The sequence below is a fragment of the Bradyrhizobium sp. USDA 4532 genome, assembly GCF_024171315.1.
GTDB lineage: Bacteria > Pseudomonadota > Alphaproteobacteria > Rhizobiales > Xanthobacteraceae > Bradyrhizobium > Bradyrhizobium australafricanum.
Genome location: NZ_JALJZN010000001.1, coordinates 5,414,859 through 5,431,762 on the forward strand (window position 1 = coordinate 5,414,859; position 16,904 = coordinate 5,431,762).

Annotated in this window: 10 protein-coding genes; 2 read left to right on the plus strand and 8 right to left on the minus strand. The window is 63.2% G+C overall.

Features of this window, described 5'->3' with window-relative positions; genetic code table 11:
* The first annotated feature begins 96 nt into the window (after positions 1-96).
* Positions 97-1,704 (plus strand): ABC transporter substrate-binding protein, encoded by a 1,608-nt coding sequence (locus J2R76_RS24995; RefSeq protein WP_253625136.1) that lies wholly within the window; start codon positions 97-99, stop codon positions 1,702-1,704.
* A gap of 162 nt (positions 1,705-1,866) precedes the next feature.
* Here the strand turns inward: J2R76_RS24995 and J2R76_RS25000 are convergent, their stop codons facing one another.
* A complete protein-coding gene (locus tag J2R76_RS25000) occupies positions 1,867-4,101 on the minus strand; it encodes a CHASE2 domain-containing protein (RefSeq protein WP_253625137.1) in 2,235 nt (744 codons plus the stop codon).
* 100 nt (positions 4,102-4,201) lie between these two features.
* Positions 4,202-8,368: a VCBS domain-containing protein gene (locus J2R76_RS25005; RefSeq protein ID WP_253625138.1), complete on the minus strand. Its 4,167-nt coding sequence runs from the start codon at positions 8,366-8,368 to the stop codon at positions 4,202-4,204.
* A gap of 595 nt (positions 8,369-8,963) precedes the next feature.
* On the opposite strand from J2R76_RS25005, the gene J2R76_RS25010 reads away from it, so the two are divergent.
* Positions 8,964-9,716 carry a transglutaminase-like cysteine peptidase gene (locus tag J2R76_RS25010; RefSeq protein WP_057020091.1) on the plus strand — a complete coding sequence of 251 codons (753 nt, stop codon included), beginning with the start codon at positions 8,964-8,966 and terminating at the stop codon, positions 9,714-9,716.
* 126 nt (positions 9,717-9,842) lie between these two features.
* On the opposite strand, the gene J2R76_RS25015 is transcribed toward J2R76_RS25010, so the two are convergent.
* The 6 genes from J2R76_RS25015 to J2R76_RS25040 all read right to left on the minus strand — a co-directional run bounded on the left by J2R76_RS25015 (position 9,843) and on the right by J2R76_RS25040 (position 16,682).
* Entirely contained in the window at positions 9,843-11,042 is a 1,200-nt protein-coding gene (locus J2R76_RS25015) for an ABC transporter substrate-binding protein (protein WP_253625139.1), read from the minus strand.
* Between the two features lie 79 nt (positions 11,043-11,121).
* Entirely contained in the window at positions 11,122-12,960 is a 1,839-nt protein-coding gene (locus tag J2R76_RS25020; RefSeq protein WP_253625140.1) for a long-chain fatty acid--CoA ligase, read from the minus strand.
* A 139-nt stretch (positions 12,961-13,099) separates the two neighbouring features.
* A complete protein-coding gene (locus J2R76_RS25025; RefSeq protein WP_253625141.1) occupies positions 13,100-13,879 on the minus strand; it encodes an ABC transporter ATP-binding protein in 780 nt (259 codons plus the stop codon).
* Positions 13,880-13,889: 10 nt separating this feature from the next.
* Complete coding sequence (locus J2R76_RS25030) at positions 13,890-14,648, minus strand: ABC transporter ATP-binding protein (protein ID WP_028336610.1); 759 nt, start codon at positions 14,646-14,648, stop codon at positions 13,890-13,892.
* A complete protein-coding gene (locus J2R76_RS25035) occupies positions 14,645-15,796 on the minus strand; it encodes a branched-chain amino acid ABC transporter permease (protein WP_016846829.1) in 1,152 nt (383 codons plus the stop codon). The genes J2R76_RS25030 and J2R76_RS25035 overlap by 4 nt, the downstream gene beginning before the upstream one ends.
* A gap of 10 nt (positions 15,797-15,806) precedes the next feature.
* Positions 15,807-16,682 carry a branched-chain amino acid ABC transporter permease gene (locus J2R76_RS25040; RefSeq protein ID WP_253625142.1) on the minus strand — a complete coding sequence of 292 codons (876 nt, stop codon included), beginning with the start codon at positions 16,680-16,682 and terminating at the stop codon, positions 15,807-15,809.
* Between the last annotated feature and the right edge of the window lie 222 nt (positions 16,683-16,904).

The following is a 16,904-nucleotide window of genomic DNA, read 5'->3' on the forward strand; positions in this document are numbered from 1 at the left end:
TTCTTCCCACCTCGGGGCCTGAACGGAGCGAAGATGCCTATTCTGGCATCATGCTTGCAGGATTTGGCTCCAACGTCTTTCCAACGGAGCCTTCATATGCGTGCGCGCAATTCGATCCTGATGGCGGCAATGGCGCTTGCCTTGACCGCGGGCTGGCCGGCCATGTCGGCGCAAGCCGAGTCCATTGTGCGCTACGGCATTTCGATGGCCGACATTCCGCTGACCACCGGCCAGCCCGATCGCGGCGCCGGCGCCTATCAGTTCACCGCCTACACGATCTACGATCCGCTGGTTGCCTGGGAGATGGATGTTGCCGACCGGCCGGGCAAGCTGGTGCCCGGGCTTGCGACCGAATGGAAGGTCGACGACAGCGACAAGACCAAATGGCGCTTCACGCTGCGCAAGGGCGTCAAATTCCACGACGGCAGCGACTTCAATGCCGACGCGGTGATCTGGAATCTCGACAAGGTGCTGAACGACAAGGCACCGCAATTCGACAAGCGGCAGAGCGCGCAGGTCAAGACTCGCCTGCCTTCGGTTGCGAGCTACGCCAAGGTCGACGATTTCACCATCGAGATCACCACCAAGACGGTCGACTCCTTCTTCCCCTATCAGATGCTCTGGTTCCTGGTCTCGAGCCCCGCACAATATGAAAAGCTCGGCAAGGACTGGGACAAGTTCGCCAGCCAGCCCTCCGGCACCGGTCCGTTCAAGCTGACCAAGCTGGTACCGCGCGAGCTCGCCGAGCTGACGAAGAACCCGGACTATTGGGACAAGAAGCGGCTTGCGAAGGTCGACAAGATGATCCTGATTCCGATGCCGGAGGCGCTGACCCGCACCAACGCGCTGCTGGCCGGCCAGGTCGACCTGATCGAAACGCCGGCGCCCGACGCCGTGCCGCAGCTCAAGGCCGCCGGCATGCGGATCGTCGACAACGTGACGCCGCATGTCTGGAACTATCACTTGAGCGTCCTGCCGGGCTCGCCATGGACCGACATCCGCCTGCGCAAGGCGCTCAACCTCGCGATCGACCGCGACGCGGTGGTTGGCCTGATGAACGGCCTCGCCAAGCCCGCCAAGGGCCAGGTCGATCCGTCGAGCCCGTGGTTCGGCAAGCCGACGTTCGAACTGAAATACGACCTCGCGGCCGCGAAGAAGCTGGTGGAGGAAGCCGGCTATTCGAAGGATAAGCCGCTGAAGACGACGTTCATCATTGCCCAGGGCGGCACCGGGCAGATGCTGTCGCTGCCGATGAACGAGTTCCTGCAGCAGAGCTTCAAGGAGATCGGCATCGACATCGACTTCAAGGTGGTCGAGCTCGAGACATTATATACGCACTGGCGCAAGGGCGCGGCGGACGAGATGAATGCCGGCATCACCGCCAACAACATCGCCTATGTCACGTCGGATCCGCTCTACGCCATCGTGCGGTTCTTCCACTCCGGCCAGGTGGCGCCGGTCGGCGTCAACTGGGGCGGCTACAAGAACCCGAAGGTCGATGCGCTGATCGACGAGGCCAAGCAGACCTTCGATTCCGCCAAACAGGATGCGCTGCTGGCGCAGGCGCACGCGCTGATCGTCGACGATGCCGCGCTGGTGTGGGTGGTACACGACACGAATCCGCACGCGCTGTCGCCGAAGGTGAAGACCTTCGTGCAGGCGCAGCACTGGTTCCAGGATCTGACCCAGATCGGGCTGGAATAGACATTCCATCGTCGTCCCGGCCTAGTGCGCAATTGCGCACGGGAGCCGGGACCCATACGCCGCGGCCGCCGCAATGGGCACGCGGCGAGACGATCTTCCGTCAACGACCATTCGTGGTTATGGGTCCCGGCCTTCGCCGGGACGACAGCGGGCTTGCGTCGGCTATTTCGTCGTCAACGCGAATGCGCCGTTCCAGTCGTCGGGCGGCGGCTCCTTCTCGAAGGCGTGGATGCGCGCCTCGTAGAGGCGGTAGAGATGTTGCAGCGTCTGCGCCTCGTCGGTCTTGCGGCCGCGTTCGATCGCGCCGAGCGCGCCGTCCCAATCGCGGCCGCGGTAGCAGGCGAGCATCTCGATGGTCAGGTTGCGCAGCCGCTGGAAACGGCCGGAGCTCGCGACATCCTCGCGGCCGGCAATCGCATAGATCACCTCGGGCTCCTTCTTGCCCTTGACCATGATGAAATCGAGCTCGAGGATCGCAAACTTCTCCTTCACCGCAAGCGCAGTCTTCGATCCGACGATGATCGGGAAGCCGTATTCCTTGGACTGTCCCTCGAGCCGCGAGGCCAGATTGACGCTGTCGCCGAACACCGAATAGTCGAAACGCACATCGGAGCCCATATTACCGACCACGCAGGAGCCGGTGTTGAGACCGACACCGATGTTGAGCGGCACATAGACGTGGCCGCCGTCCTTCGCTTCCTGCTCGCGCTCACGGTTGAGGTCGTCGACGCGCTCCAGCATGTCGAGCGCCGCATCGCAGGCGTTGAGCTGGTGCTGCTTGTCATCGAGCGGCGCGTTCCAGAACGCCATGATGGCGTCACCCATATATTTGTCGATGGTGCCCTTGCGGGCGAGGATCGCGTTGGAAAGCGGAGTAAGGAAGCGGTTCATCAGCGCCGTGAGGCCCTGCGGATTGCTCTTGTAGGTTTCCGAGATCGAGGTGAAGCCGCGCATGTCCGAGAACATGATGGTCATCTCGCGTTCCTCGCCGCCGAGCACCAGCCGCTCTGGCGACTGCGCCAGTTGCTCGACCAGCGCCGGCGACATGTACTGCACGAATTGCGACCTGATCTGTCGACGCTGCTGCTGCTCGCGCACGAAGGCGGAGAAGATCAGCGTGAGATAGATCGCCGTGGTCGACATCAGCGGATAGGTGAAGTCGATCAGCAGCCGGTGCTGGGAATAGAAATACCAGGAGGTGCCGATCAGCACCGAGGCAAACATTCCGCCGACGGCGACCAACGTGATCGGACCGAACTTCGGCGCGAAGGCGATGACAAGGAGCCCCATGATCAGCGCGGCGAAGAACTCGATGCCGATGCCGTAATTCGGCTGCGAAACGACATCGCCGGTCAGCGCGCTCTCCAGCACCTGGGCGTGAACCTCGACACCAGGCATCGCCGGCGTCACCGGCGTCGTCTTGATGTCGTTCAGCCCGGTTGCTGAGGTGCCGATCACGATCAGCTTGCCGGCAATTCGGTCCGGTGAGACGCGCCCGTCCAGCACATCGACCGCCGAGACATAGATCGAGGGATCGCGGCGGGCGTAGTGGATCCAGAGTTGGCCGTGGAGATCGGTCGGGATCGCAAAGCCCTTGAGACCCAGGCTCTTGATACCGGCCTTGTCGGCCTTGATCAGGATCGTGCCGGAGCCGCTCGCCACCCGCAGCATCTCGAAGCTCAGCGACGGCATGGTGATGCCCTGCGCCACCATGATCATCGGCACGCGCCTGACGATGCCGTCGCGCTCCGGCCTGATCGTGAACAGGCCGCGCCCGGCAGCCGCCTCCTCAAGCACCGGCACGTTGCGCAGCAACCCCGGGAACATGTACATGAAAGGCTGCGGCTCCTCACCGAGCATCGCAAGTCCGGTGACCGGAAGCTTTTCGTTGAGGTCGGCGCGCACGTTGGGCCCGCCGGATTCGCCGAGCACCACGCGCGAGTTCTTGATGGCTTCGGCCATGATGCTGTCGTTGCTCGGCAGCTGCCGCAGCCTCGCGCGCATCTCCTCATCGAGGCTGCTGAACGTATCGGCGGCGATATCGGGGTTGAGACGATCCGGCTCGGAGAACACCGCGTCGAACGCGATCACCACGGCGCCGAGCCGGGTGAGATTGGTGACGATGTCGGCGAGCCGGGTCCGTGGCCACGGCCACTGTCCGAGCCGGGGATCGGCGAGGCTCTTTTCGTCGATGTCGACGATGGTGACGGGCCGCGCGGTCTTCTGGCGTGGTTGCAGCGCCTGGAATGTGTCAAACGTCCTGACGCGAAGCTCCTGAACCGGAGCCGGATCCACGATCCGCAGCGCAGCAATGCCGATCAACAGCGCCACGCAGACCAGCCGCGCGTAGCCGAAGCGCCGTGCGAACCACCTACGTATCGCCTTCAGCCGTTTCATGCCATCTGGATATCACGCGCGCAGAATTGTTCCAATCGAGCAAGCATGCGCAGTGCACAATCAGCCGGACCAGCCCCCCGGCGGCACGGCCGGGCGTCCGTCACGTAAAATGAATAATGAAGTCGTTCTGGGACAGGCTCGCCTTCGCGACATTGTGCAATGTGATCGTATCTGCGCTGTCGATCGTGATCAGCGTGTCCGCTGAATTGGTCGGCGATGTCGCAACATGCTGATCGAACCAGGTGCTGAAGGTGCTTGCCGAGACGACCGTGGACAGATCGATCTGGTCCTCGCCTGGCGTGAAGTTCAGGATCGTGTCGTGGTTGAAGTTCGGCGCAAACACGAACTTGTCCTGGTAACCCGACCCGAAGAACACGTCCTTGTCGCTGGTCCCGGTCAGAATCACGGGCTCGGGCCGATCCTGTTGGACGTTGAAGATCAGGTTGACCGTATCGGTTGCGCCATGGCCATCGGTCACGGAAAGCGCGATCGTGTCGGTCGCCGGAGCCGTCTGGCCGGGGTTGTAAACGAGACCCGACGATCCAAGCGCGGTGTTGATGCCGGAGAGAAGCCCCTCCTGCGACGAAGGCGCAACGCTGCTGCCCGCACCGGGCGTCGTCGCCGCGGCCATGTTGAAGGTCTCGTCGGCCGTCGCATCGGCGTCCGTCACGGTCAGGCCGGAGATCGTCTCGGTCCCGTTGGGATGTTCGGTGATACTGACGTTGTCGGTGTGGATCACGGGCGCGTCGTTGGCGCCGATCACGTCGATCGTCAGCTTCGCGGTCCCGACGGCGCCATGCGCGTCGATCGTCTCCACATCGAACGTGTCGGCATAGGTGCCCTTGCCCAACGCGTTGATCGCGGCAGCATCGGGAACATAGCTGTAGGTGCCGTCCGGGTTGACGGTCAGCGAGCCGTAGAGGCCCGCGATCTGCGTGACCGCAGTGTGGTCCGAATTGAGCGCGGCATAAGTCAGCGTCGCGGTTTCGCCATGGTCGACGTCGTTGCCATGGAGCGTGCCGGTCAGCGTGCCGAACGTGTCGTTATCGGCGGTATCGGTGAGCGTGCCGGCATTGACGTCGGCGAGTGTCGGCGCGTCGTTGGCGCCGTTGATCGTGATCGTCACGGGCTCGTTGACGACGCCGCCATGGTGGTCGTCGATCTGGATCGTGTAGGTCAGCGTCAGCGTCTCGCCGAGGGCGAGATAGTCGAAATTCTGGTCCGCGGCCGAGAACGTCCAGGTCGACGATCCGGTTGAACCGCCGGTCGCGTCCGTCAACGTCCCCAGCGACAGCCAGTTCAGGATCGTGGCCTCGTCGGGCAGGCCCGTGGTCGCCCCGGATTCGGCGACGCCGGTGATGGTCATGGTGTGGGTGTCGCTGAGATCCACATCGGTGAAGGTCACGGTGCCGGATGCGCTGTCCAGCGTCGATGAACCGGTCGTATCGGGTTGTTCGGGGATGATGGCCGCCTGAGGCGCCGACGTGACGATCGGCGCGTCATTGCTGCCGGTAATCGTGATCGTCACCGGTTGGCTGATCACGCCGCCATGATGGTCATTGACCTCGACCGTATAGGTCAGCGTCAGTGTCTCACCGTCGGCAAGATAATCGAAATTGCGGTCGGCGGCCGAGAAGGTCCAGGCCTGGGATCCGGCGACCCCGCCGGTCGAATCGGTCAGCGTCCCCAGCGAGAGCCAGTTCAGAATCGTGGACTCGTCCTCAGGCAGGCCTGTGGTCGTTCCGGATTCCGCGACGCCGGTGATGGACACGATGTGGGTGTCGCCGAGATCGACGTCGGCAAATGTCACCGCGCCCTGGGCCACGTCGAGCTTGATCGATCCGGTCTCGCCGATCATCTCGGGGACCGTGGCGGTCGGCGGCTCCGACGTGAACGTCGGCACGTCGTTGGTGCCCGTGATGGTGATGGTGACGGGCTGGGTGACGACACCGCCGTGGTGGTCGTCGACCTGGATCAGGTAAGTCAGCGTCAACGTCTCGCCGACAGCGAGATAGTCGAAATTCCTGTCGGCGGCCGAGAAAGTCCAGGCGCGCGATCCGGTTACTCCGCCGGTCGAATCCGTCAGCGTGCCGAGCGACATCCAGCCCAGTATCGTCGCCTGATCGGGAAGCCCCGTGGTCACGCCCGTTTCGGTGACGCCGGCAACGGTGACGCTGTGGGTGTCGCTGAGATCGACATCGACGAAGGTCACGGTACCGGATGCGGTATCCGGCACGACCGAGCCGGTCGTCTCCTCGGCTTCAGTGATGGCGGCCGCCTGGGTCGGCGAGGTGATCACCGGCCTGTCGTCGGTGCCGACGATCGTGATGGTGACCGGCAGCGTGACGACGCCGCCCTGATGGTCGTCGATCTCGACCGTGTAGGTCAGCGTCAGCGTCTCGCCGGTGGCGAGATAGTCGAAGCTCCTGTCGGCGGCCGAGAACGTCCAGGAGCGCAATCCCGTCACGCCATCGGTCGAATCCGTCAGCGCGCCCAACGACAGCCAGCTCAGCACGGTGGCATGGCTGGCAAGTCCGGTGGTGACGCCGGCCTCGGTGACGCCGGTGATGGTGACCGTATGCGTGTCGGTCAGATCCGCATCGGTAAATGTCAGCGTGCCGTGCGCCGTATCAGGCTGGGCGGAATTCGTCGTTGCTGGGAGTTCGGTGATCGAACCGGCCTGCGCCGAGGACGTCACCACCGGGGAGTCGTTGGTGCCGGTGATCGTGATCGTGAAGGTCTTGAACGTGGTCTCGTTGTTCGGTGCGAAATTGTTATCGACGCGCGCGACATAGGCCAGCGTCAGCGTTTCTCCGGCAGCCAGGAAGTCGAACGCGCTGTCGGCAAGGTTGTAGGTCCAGGTCGCCGAACCGGCATTCTTGTTGTTCGGATCGGGCTCAAGCAGCAACGGGATCTCGACGGTCTTGATGGCCGCAAGCTGCGCTGCCGTCAGCGATGAGGTCACGTCGCTGCCGTTGGCGTCCCGGTAGCTGAACGCGGAATAGTCGACCTTCGCACTCGGTATGTCACCGACATTGAGGTCCAGCCATTTGATCTGGCCCGTCGCGGTGTCGAACAGCCCGCTTTGGGTCAGCCCCGGCCGCTCGGTAAACGCCGCGTCCTGGGTCACGACCTGCGGCGGCCCCGGAATGTGCTCGATCCTGCTGTTGGGAACGCCGCCGGCCTGAGGGCCGGTCGTGTTGACGAAGGTCAGCAGAATGATGATCGGCGCGCCACTGTCGCTGCTGGTGAGCTTGAAGCTGCTCGAGACCGGGACGACGCTGTCCGTGAAGTTGGTGGTGAGCTTGGTGTTGGGATTGTTGTTGTCCGTGAACTTCAGCGCAAAGACGTCAGAGATCAGCTTCTGCGCATCGGTCGACAGTTGCGCCGACGAGACGAAGCTGACGCTGCCCTGGCCGTTGACAATGGTCTGGGTGCCGGCCTGATCGACGGTCGCGATCGGATTGAGCGTCGTCTTGTCGAACAGGATGTAGGAGCCGGTGCTGCCATCGGGCTCGACCAGCACCTGGAATTTGGCCGGCGGCACGCCGCCGGTGCCCTGCACGTCGAAATCGATCTCGACCAGCACCGCGGTGCCGCGGATGCCCATGGTCGCGACCGGCGTATCGACCTTCATGTCGCCGTGCTTGGCGGTCGCGCCGGCCACGAAGGAGATCGTGCCCGAGACCAGACTCATCAGCGACGTATTGCTCGACCCGTTCGGGTCGTAGATCATTTCGTTCAGCACCATCTTGGCGTTCGGGCCGAGACCGAACACGGTGCCGTCGATGAAGGTGATGCCGAGCGTCGAGTCGCCGCCGGATTGCACCACGTCACCCTTGTTGACGTTATCGCCCTGGTTCAGGACGATCGCGACGCCGTTGCGGATGGCCGTCGCGTTCCCGGTCAGCTTGGTGACATGGCCGATGACCTTGGCCGGCTCCGCCGCGCCGCCGGCCTGGGCATATTGAGTATAGCCGGTGAGTGCGCTGACGAGATCACCGGTGAGATGCGCGCCGTCAGGCGACGCCAGCGGCGCGCGCTTCTCGCCCTTGAAATAGTCGTGCAGGACGAGTTCCCGATCGTCCTTCGCGATGACGAGGTCGAGCCCGGCCCGCTTGAAGTCGCCGGTGAACAGCAATTGCCCGTCGTCGACGATGATCGCGCCGGGCGGAGCATGCGTGGAAACGCTGTCGACGTGCACGTATCCACGGGCATAAGCGTCCGTGTTCGGCAACAGGCCGTCGAATTTCTCGACAAAGTTCACTGCGGATCACCGCACGAGAGTTAATATTGTTAAAATATCCGAATGATTATGCCTGCATATCATCGGATAAAGCTTGGCGAAACCACTCTGTGCTTGCGCAAGGTGGCCCTGTTGTGCGGTTTGACTGGATGTGACTTGGCTCACGCTGTGAAGAGCCGTGTAGTTCGGATTCGTTTGACGGTACCATAAGGTGGGATTCAAGCCAAGATACGTACTGAGCCACGTATTCGTGGTATTGATTGGCATTTCTGTACTTGCCTCTATTTCCCCTTAGCCCAGAGCGGGCATTTGACCCCAATTTCCCGGCCAAAGCTGTGACTTAGCTTACAAATCACAGCAGTCCCGTGCGCGGACCGGCCGGGTTAACCAGAGGGCAAGGATGAGTTGCAAAGCAGTGGAAAAAGGTTCGCCGCTTCCTTTCACAAACCGGTAAAGTTTTCGGGACCCCAAGCAGGCGCCCTTTAGCCTCTTCCCCTGATTCCCCACATCTTAAGTCGATTCGAAGGGATCGTTCGCCATGCTGCCCGGCATGAAACGATCCGGTCGCGTGCGCGGTGCAATGTCCACCCGCCGAAGAGCGGACAGGGGGTGTCAGATGAGATTCTCGCTTCGCCCGCTTGCGCTGCGCGCCGTCATGCTGGGCTTCGGCCTGGCCCTGGCCGCGCCGGTTGCCGAGCTCAATGCCGCTTCGCTGCTTTCGCCCGGTCCGGCGACGCTGATCAGAAAATCGACCGAGCCGTTCGGCCTGACGACCAGCCTGCTTGCCGACGGCGGCCTGCACGACAAATGGCTCGGCGTGCAGCGCCAGCTCGCCGACGAATTGGAGCAACTGGCAGCCTGCGAGAGCGACCGCGCCGGCTGCGCGTCGCCGGCGGCGCTGCGATTCCTGGCGATCGTCGATGCCGGACGGGCGCGTCAGGGTCGCGCCCGGCTCGGCGAGATCAACCGCGCGATCAACCTTGCGATCCGTCCGGGCAGCGATCTTGCGGCCTATGGCGAGCCCGACGTCTGGGCGACGCCGCTCGCCACCTTCGCCCGCGGCAGCGGCGACTGCGAGGACTATGCGATCGCGAAACTCGTGGCGCTGCGCAAGGCCGGCGTGGCGCCGGAAGATCTGCGGATCGTCGTCCTGCATGACCTCGTCGGCGGCGAAGACCATGCGGTGCTCGCCGCGCGGCTCGACGGCCGCTGGCTGACGCTCGACAACCGCCGCATGGCGATGATCGAGGACAGCGACATCAGGAGTTTTCGGCCGACCTTCGTGATCGACCAGCACGGCATCAGCCGCTATGTCGATGCCCCGCTCGTCGCCGAGGCCGCTTGGCGGCCGGCGGCGCGTACGAACTAAGAGCCGGCCAGACATACTTTCCGTGATTGCGAGCGAAGCGAAGCAATCCATCCCTCCGCGGAAAGATGGATTGCTTCGTCGCTCGCTCCTCGCAATGACGAGTGAATCCAGATGAGCGACTACCCGTCAGAACATCAGATTATCCTTCACCAGCACCCAGCGGCCGCCCTTGACCTGCTGCACCTGGGTGATGGTGTTGGCGAGATGATCCGTCTTGGAGAACTTGGTCGGCGGCGAGCTGAAGATGTCGAGGAACTTGTCGCCTGACTCCAGCGAGTCCAGCATCTTCTGGCCGGAGAGATCCTTGCCCGCCTTCTGCGCGTAGAAGGCAAAGGTCATCACCGCGTTGTAGCCGATGATCGCCTGGGTATTGGCGTCGGTGTTGAACATCTTCTTGTAGTTCACCAGCCAGTCCTTCACCTTGCCCTTGGCCGTGTCCTCGTAGGGAATCTCGAAGCCCGAGGCCGCATAGAGCCCTTCGACGGCATCCTTGCCGAGCGCCGGCACTTCGAGCACGTTGGTCGGGGTGGCGCCGAGGAAGGTCACATCCCAGCCGAGCTTCTTGGCCTCGTTCATCGCGCCGATGGTCTCGCGGATCACGGTGCCGAGCACGACGAGGTCGCAGCCGTCGGCCTTCATCTTGGCGACCTGCGCCGAGAAGTCGGAGGCGCCGCGCTTGTAGCTCGTGACCGATGCCGGCTGCACCTTCATCGCGCCAAGCTGCTGGGTGAAGCCGTCGAGCACGTTTTTGCCGTACTCGTCATCCTGATGCATGATGCAGGGCTTCTTGAAGTTCTTCCACTCCATCATGTATTTGAGCGCGGCGCGCGTGCTCTCGACATAGGGCAGGAGGTTGTTGAACTTCAGCCGCTCCTGCGGCTTGGCGGGATCGAACTTGAAGGTGAATTCGGCGGCCGTCAGCGGGAACAGCTGCAGCACGCCGGCGTCGAACAGGACGTCCTGCGCGGCGAGCACGGTCGGCGAGCCCATCGGGCCGATCATCGCGAACACCTTGTCGCGCTCGACCATCTTCTGCGAGGCCAGCACCGCCTTCTTCGGATCGTAGCCGTTGTCCTCCAGGATCATCTTGATCTTGCGGCCGTTGATGCCGCCGCCGGCGTTGATCTCCTCAACCGCCATCTTCATGCCGTTGGACACCGGAACGCCCCAGACCTTGATCGGGCCGGACAAGTCCTGATGCGTTCCGATCACGATCTCGGTCGGCGAGATGCCTTCATTGGTGACCTTGGTCTGGGCTGCGGCCGGCAGACAGGTCAGCGCCAGCGCACTCACCGCAAGGCCCAGCGCCTTCAGCGATTTCGACATTGCAGTCTCCTCCTTACATGGCCCATGTTAAGCGAAGGGTCGGGCCTGCTCGCTCCTTCGCCAATTTCTTTCTCCTCGGCTATGCTACCGCGCGTTCGCCATACATGGCGGCGATCTCGGCCGCGTAGCGCTTGTTCACGAAGCTGCGCTTCAGCTTCATGGTCGGCGTCAGCTCCTCGTCCTCGGGCGTGAGCTGGCGCTCGATCAGATAGAATTTCTTGACGGTCTCGACGCGCGCGAACTTGACGTTGACCGCCTCGACCTCGCGCTGGATCAGATCCTGGATTTCGCGTGCGCGGCACAGGCTCGCGTAATTGGTGAAGGGGATGTCGTGGTCCTGGGCGTATTTCTCGACATTCTCCTGGTCGATCATGATCAGGCAGGTGAGATACGGCCGCTTGTCACCGATCACGACCGCATCCGAGACATAGGGTGAGAACTTGAGCTGGTTCTCGATCTCGGACGGCGTGATGTTCTTGCCGCCGGAGGTGATGATGATGTCCTTCATCCGGTCGGTGATCTTGACATAGCCTTCATTGTCGATCGTCCCCACGTCGCCGGTGTGCAGCCAGCCTTTAGCGTCGATCGTCTCGGCGGTCCTCTCCGGCTGGTTGAGATAGCCCATGAACAGGAAATCGCCCTTGATCAGGATCTCGCCCTTCGGGCAGATCATCACCTCGCCCCAGGGCGCGGCCTTGCCGACCGAGCCGAGCTTGATGCGATCCGCCGGCATCATGGTCGCGACGCCGCAATTCTCGGTCTGGCCGTAGACCTCGCGCATGTCGATGCCGAGCGCGAGATACCAGCGGATCAGATCCGGCGAGATCGGCGCGGCGCCGGTCAGCGCAATCCGGCAGCGGTCGAGCCCGAGCATGCGGCGGATGTTGCGGAACACCAGCCAATAGGCCGCGCGGTTGGCGAGCCGCAGCGACAAGGGCGGCGTCTCGCCCTGCAGCCGACAGTCGGTCATCCGGTTGCCGATCGCGAGCGCGCGGGCATACATCCAGTTCTGGAACGGGGTCGCATCCTTCAGCGCGATGGTGATGCCGGAATAGAACTTCTCCCAGATCCGGGGCACCGCGAGGAATGCGGTCGGTTGCACCTCGCGAAGATTGTCCGGCACCGTCTCCGGGCTCTCGGCGAAATTCATCACCGATCCCAGGGCGAGCGAGAGGTAATAGCCGCCGACCCGCTCGGCGACGTGGCAGAGCGGCAGAAACACCAGCCGCTCCTCGCTGTCGGTCGAGGGGTAGAGATCGTTGGCGTGGCGCATCTGGTGCGTCACGCTGCGGTTGGAGTGCATCGCGCCCTTGGGCGGGCCCGTGGTGCCGGAGGTGTAAACCAGGATCGCGAGATCGGAGGCGGTGCGGCTGCCGGTCATCTCGTCCCACAGCGCCGGATTGCCCCAGGCATGATTGCGGCCGAGCGACGTGAATTCCGCGAGCGACAGCACCATCGGATCGGAGAAGCCGGAGAGGCCCTCCATGTCGAACACGACGATCCTCTCCAGCGTCGGACAGCGCGACCGGCAGGTCAGCACCTTGTCGAGCTGCTCCTCATCCTCGACGAAGATCACCCGCGTGCGGGAATCATTGATGAGGTATTCGACCTGCGCGGCCGAATCGGTCGGATAGATGCCGGACGAGACGCCGCCGGCGCACAGGATGCCCATGTCGGCGTAGACCCATTCCGGCACCGCGTTGGCGATGATCGAGCCAACGTCGCCGGGACGGAAGCCTGTGGCATGCAGGCCGTAGGAGATGTCCTTGGAGATCTGCAGCCATTCGCGCCAGCTGGTCGGTTGCCAGATGCCGAACTTCTTCTCGCGGATCGCGGGCCTGTCGCCACGCGTTTGAACCGCGAGCAGAAAGCTCCTCGCGATCGTGTCGGCAACCGTCAGCACCGCTGGTCCGGCCATGCGCGCTCCCTCCTCTGCCGCCCGTCTCACGCGCCGGCTTGTGTTGCCGGTCTTGTTGGCGAAGCGGGCCTGAAATCTAGCTCCAACTCTCGTTCAGTGCCAAACCTTCCTCGGCGCCATTGCCAGCGCCCAGTCATTCTCAACGCCACGTCTTCTTCTTTTTCCAGCGCCGCTCGCCGCGCGCACCGGCTTCCTTGGCGCCGAGGTAGAACTCCTGGATATCGGGTGAATTCATCAGCCGCTCGCAGCTGTCGTTCATGACGACGCGGCCGATCTCCAGCACATAGCCGTAATGCGCCGTCTCCAGCGCGATCTTGGCATTCTGCTCGACCAGCAGGATCGACATGCCCTGCTCCTCATTGACGCGGCGGATGATGGTGAAGATCTCCTTCACCAGGATCGGCGACAGCCCGAGCGACGGCTCATCGAGCAACAGCAGCGTCGGCCGGTTCATCAGCGCCCGCCCGATCGCCAGCATCTGCTGCTCGCCGCCCGAAAGCTGCCCGGCCGGCTGGCCGAGCCGCTCCCTTAACCGCGGAAAATAGCCGTAGACGCGCTCGAGGTCCTGCGCCACACCGTCGCGGTCCTTGCGCAGATAGGCGCCCATCATCAGGTTTTCGCGCACCGACAGGAACGGAAACACCTCGCGCCCCTCCGGCACGTGGCTCAGCCCGAGCCTCACGATCCGGTCGGCCTCCATGCGCTGGATCGGCTTGCCGAGGAATTCGATCGAGCCCTTCTGCGGGTCGAGGATCCCGGAGATCGTCTTCAGGACCGTGGTCTTGCCGGCGCCGTTGGCGCCGAGCAGCGTCACGATCCGGCCGCGCGGCACCTCGAGGCTGACGCCGCGGATCGCCATGATCGGCCCGTAATAGCTTTCGATGTTGGAGAGTTTCAGGATGATGTCCGCTGTGCTCATGGCATCATCCTCATGCGCCGAGATACGCTGCGACGACGTCGGGATGGTGCTGCACCTCGGACGGCGAGCCCATCGCCAGCACGCGGCCGTAGTTCAGCGCGATGACGCGGTCGGAGACGCGGTTGACCAGCGTCATGTCGTGCTCGACCATCAGCACGGTGATGCCGAGCTCGCTCTTCATGTCGCGGATCCAGAACGACATGTCGTCGGTCTCCTCGACATTGAGGCCGGAGGACGGTTCGTCGAGCAGGATCAGCTTCGGCTCCGAGCACAGCGCCCGCGCCAGCTCGATCACCTTGCGCACGCCGTAAGGCAGTCCCGAGATCAGCTTGTCGCGGTAGGGCTCGAGATCGAGGAACTCGATCACCTGCTCGACGCGGCGGCGATGCGCCTTCTCGCCGGCGCGAACGCTCGGCAGGAACAATAGCTCCTGCCACAGCCGCGTGGTGGAATGGCGATGGCGGCCAACCAGCAGATTGCTCAGCACGGTCGCGTTCTCGAACAGCTCGATGTTCTGGAAGGTGCGGGCGATGCCGAGTTTCGCGATGTCGTAGGCCGGCTCCTGGGTGATGTCCTGATCCTCGAAGAAGATCTTGCCGGAGGTCGGCGGATAGATCCGCGAGATCAGGTTGAAGATCGAGCTCTTGCCGGCGCCGTTGGGCCCGATGATCGAGAGGATCTCGCCCTTCTCGACCGCGAAGCTGACCGCATCGACCGCCTTGAGGCCCCCGAAATGCAGCGACAGGTTCTCGGCGCGGAAATAGCTCATCTGTTCCGCTCCGATTTCACGTAGATCTTCTGCCGCTTGAAGGTGGCGCGCTTGTAGAGCGGGAACAGCTGGAAGAAGAGCTTGATCTTGAGCCAACGGCCATAGAGTCCGAGCGGTTCAAACAGCACGAACAGCACGATGATGATGCCGTAGATCGCGCCCTTCAGTCCGTTGGCGGAGGCGAAGGCTGCGACCGCGTCCTGGATATGGCCCGCGCGCTCGGTGCCGGCGCCGAGGGTGGCAGCAATGCCGCCGATCACGCCGGGCATATCGTCCTTCAGATAGGTCAGGAACGGATCGATCATGACCAGGAAGATCGCGCCCAGCACCGCACCGTGCAGGCTGAACGTGCCGCCGATCAGGATCACGATGATGAACTCGATCGAAAGCTGCAGCGTGAACATCTCGGGCGAGATGAAGGACAGCTTGTGCGCGAACAGCACGCCGGCAAAGCCGGTGATCGCCGCCGAGATCGCGAACGACTTCACCTTGTAGAGCGCGACATTGATGCCCATGCTGCGCGCCGCGGTCTCGCTGTCGCGGATCGCGACAAAGGCGCGCCCGGTCGGCGAGCGCAGCAGATTGAGCGTGCCGACGATGGTCAGCACCAGCACCGCAAGGCAGAGGTAATAGAAGGTCGGGCCGTCGCGCGACACCGTCGTGCCGAGCAGCTGCATGGTCTTGACCCGCATGCCCTCATTGCCGTTGGTGACGCTTTCCCAGCGCGCCAGGATCTCCTCGACGATGAACGCAAAGGAGATCGTCGCGATCACCAGATAGATGCCCTGCAGCCGCAGCGCCGGAAACCCGACCAGCGCGCCGACCACGCCGGTCAACAACCCCGCGGCGAGGAAGTAGACCGGAAACGGCACATTGAACTGCTGCAGATAGGCCGCTGTGTAGGCGCCGATCGCAAGAAACGCGGCATGGCCGAGCGAGGCCTGTCCGGTGAAGCCGGTCAGGATCAAGAGCCCGACGCCGACGGTCGCGTAGATGCAGACGAAGACCAGCTGGCTCATCAGATAGCTCGAGAGCACGTAGGGCGCGATCAGCAGCACCGCCAGCAACAGGCCGTAGGAATAGATGTAGCCCGAATGCGGGAACAGCTTGATGTCGTCTTCGTAATCGGTCTTGAAGAGAAACCGCATCCGTTGCTCCTCAGACTTTCTTCCGGACGTGAAGGCCGAACAGGCCCTCGGGCTTGACCAGCAGCACCGCGAGCAGCACGATGTAGGGCGCGACGTCCTTCCATCCCTGCGGCAGATAGAAGCCGGCCATGCTCTCGATCACGCCGATCAGGACGCCGCCGACCACGGCGCCCGGGATCGAGCCGAAGCCGCCGAGCACCGCAGCCGGAAACGCCTTCAGCCCCAGCACCAGGCCGACATTGGAATGAATGAAGGTGATCGGCGCCAGCAGCACGCCGGCGCAGGTCGCGACCGCGGCCGAGATCGCCCAGACGATCGAGACCACCCGCTTGACCGGAATGCCCATGTAATAGGCAGCCAGCATGTTCTCGGAGCTGGCGCGCATCGCGGTGCCGAGCGTGGTCCGGTTGAAGAACAGATAGAGCAGCGCGCACAGGATGATGGTCGCCGCGATCACCGACAGCTTGTCGTAGGCGAGCACCAGGCTGCCGATCCGAAGCACGCCCTGGCTGAACGGCGTCTCGATCTTGAAGTCGTCGGTGCCCCAGATCATGCCGGAGACCGAGCGCAGGAAATAGCCGAGCCCGATCGTCGCCATGATGATGGAGAATTGCGGGTAGCCGAGGATCGGCCGCACCACGAGCCGCTCGGCCAGCATGCCGAACAGCGCCATGCAGATCACCGCGCCGGCGAACCCGACCCAGTAATTCAGCCCGAGCATGCCGATGAAGGTGAAGGCGAAAAAGCCGCCCAGCATCATCAAATCGCCTTGCGCGAAGTTGACGACCTCGGTTGCCTTGTAGACCAGCACGAAGCCGAGCGCGATCAGGCCGTAAACGCAGCCGAGCGCGATGCCGCTGACGAGCTGCTGAACAAAGTCCAGCATCGTTCCCTCCCCGATGCCCGGCGATTCTTATCCGATCGCTCGTTGCATCCCGCCTTCACGCCCTTGTGTCTGGAGCGCCGAAAGCCGCCTATGTCCGCCCCGATTGAGCCAAAAGGCCCGATCCCTGTCAACAAACCGCTGTTGTCGCTGTATCATCACATTTGCGGAGATTTGCCGCAGCACGGACTAATACGGATATCACCTTTGATTTGCCCCGTGCGA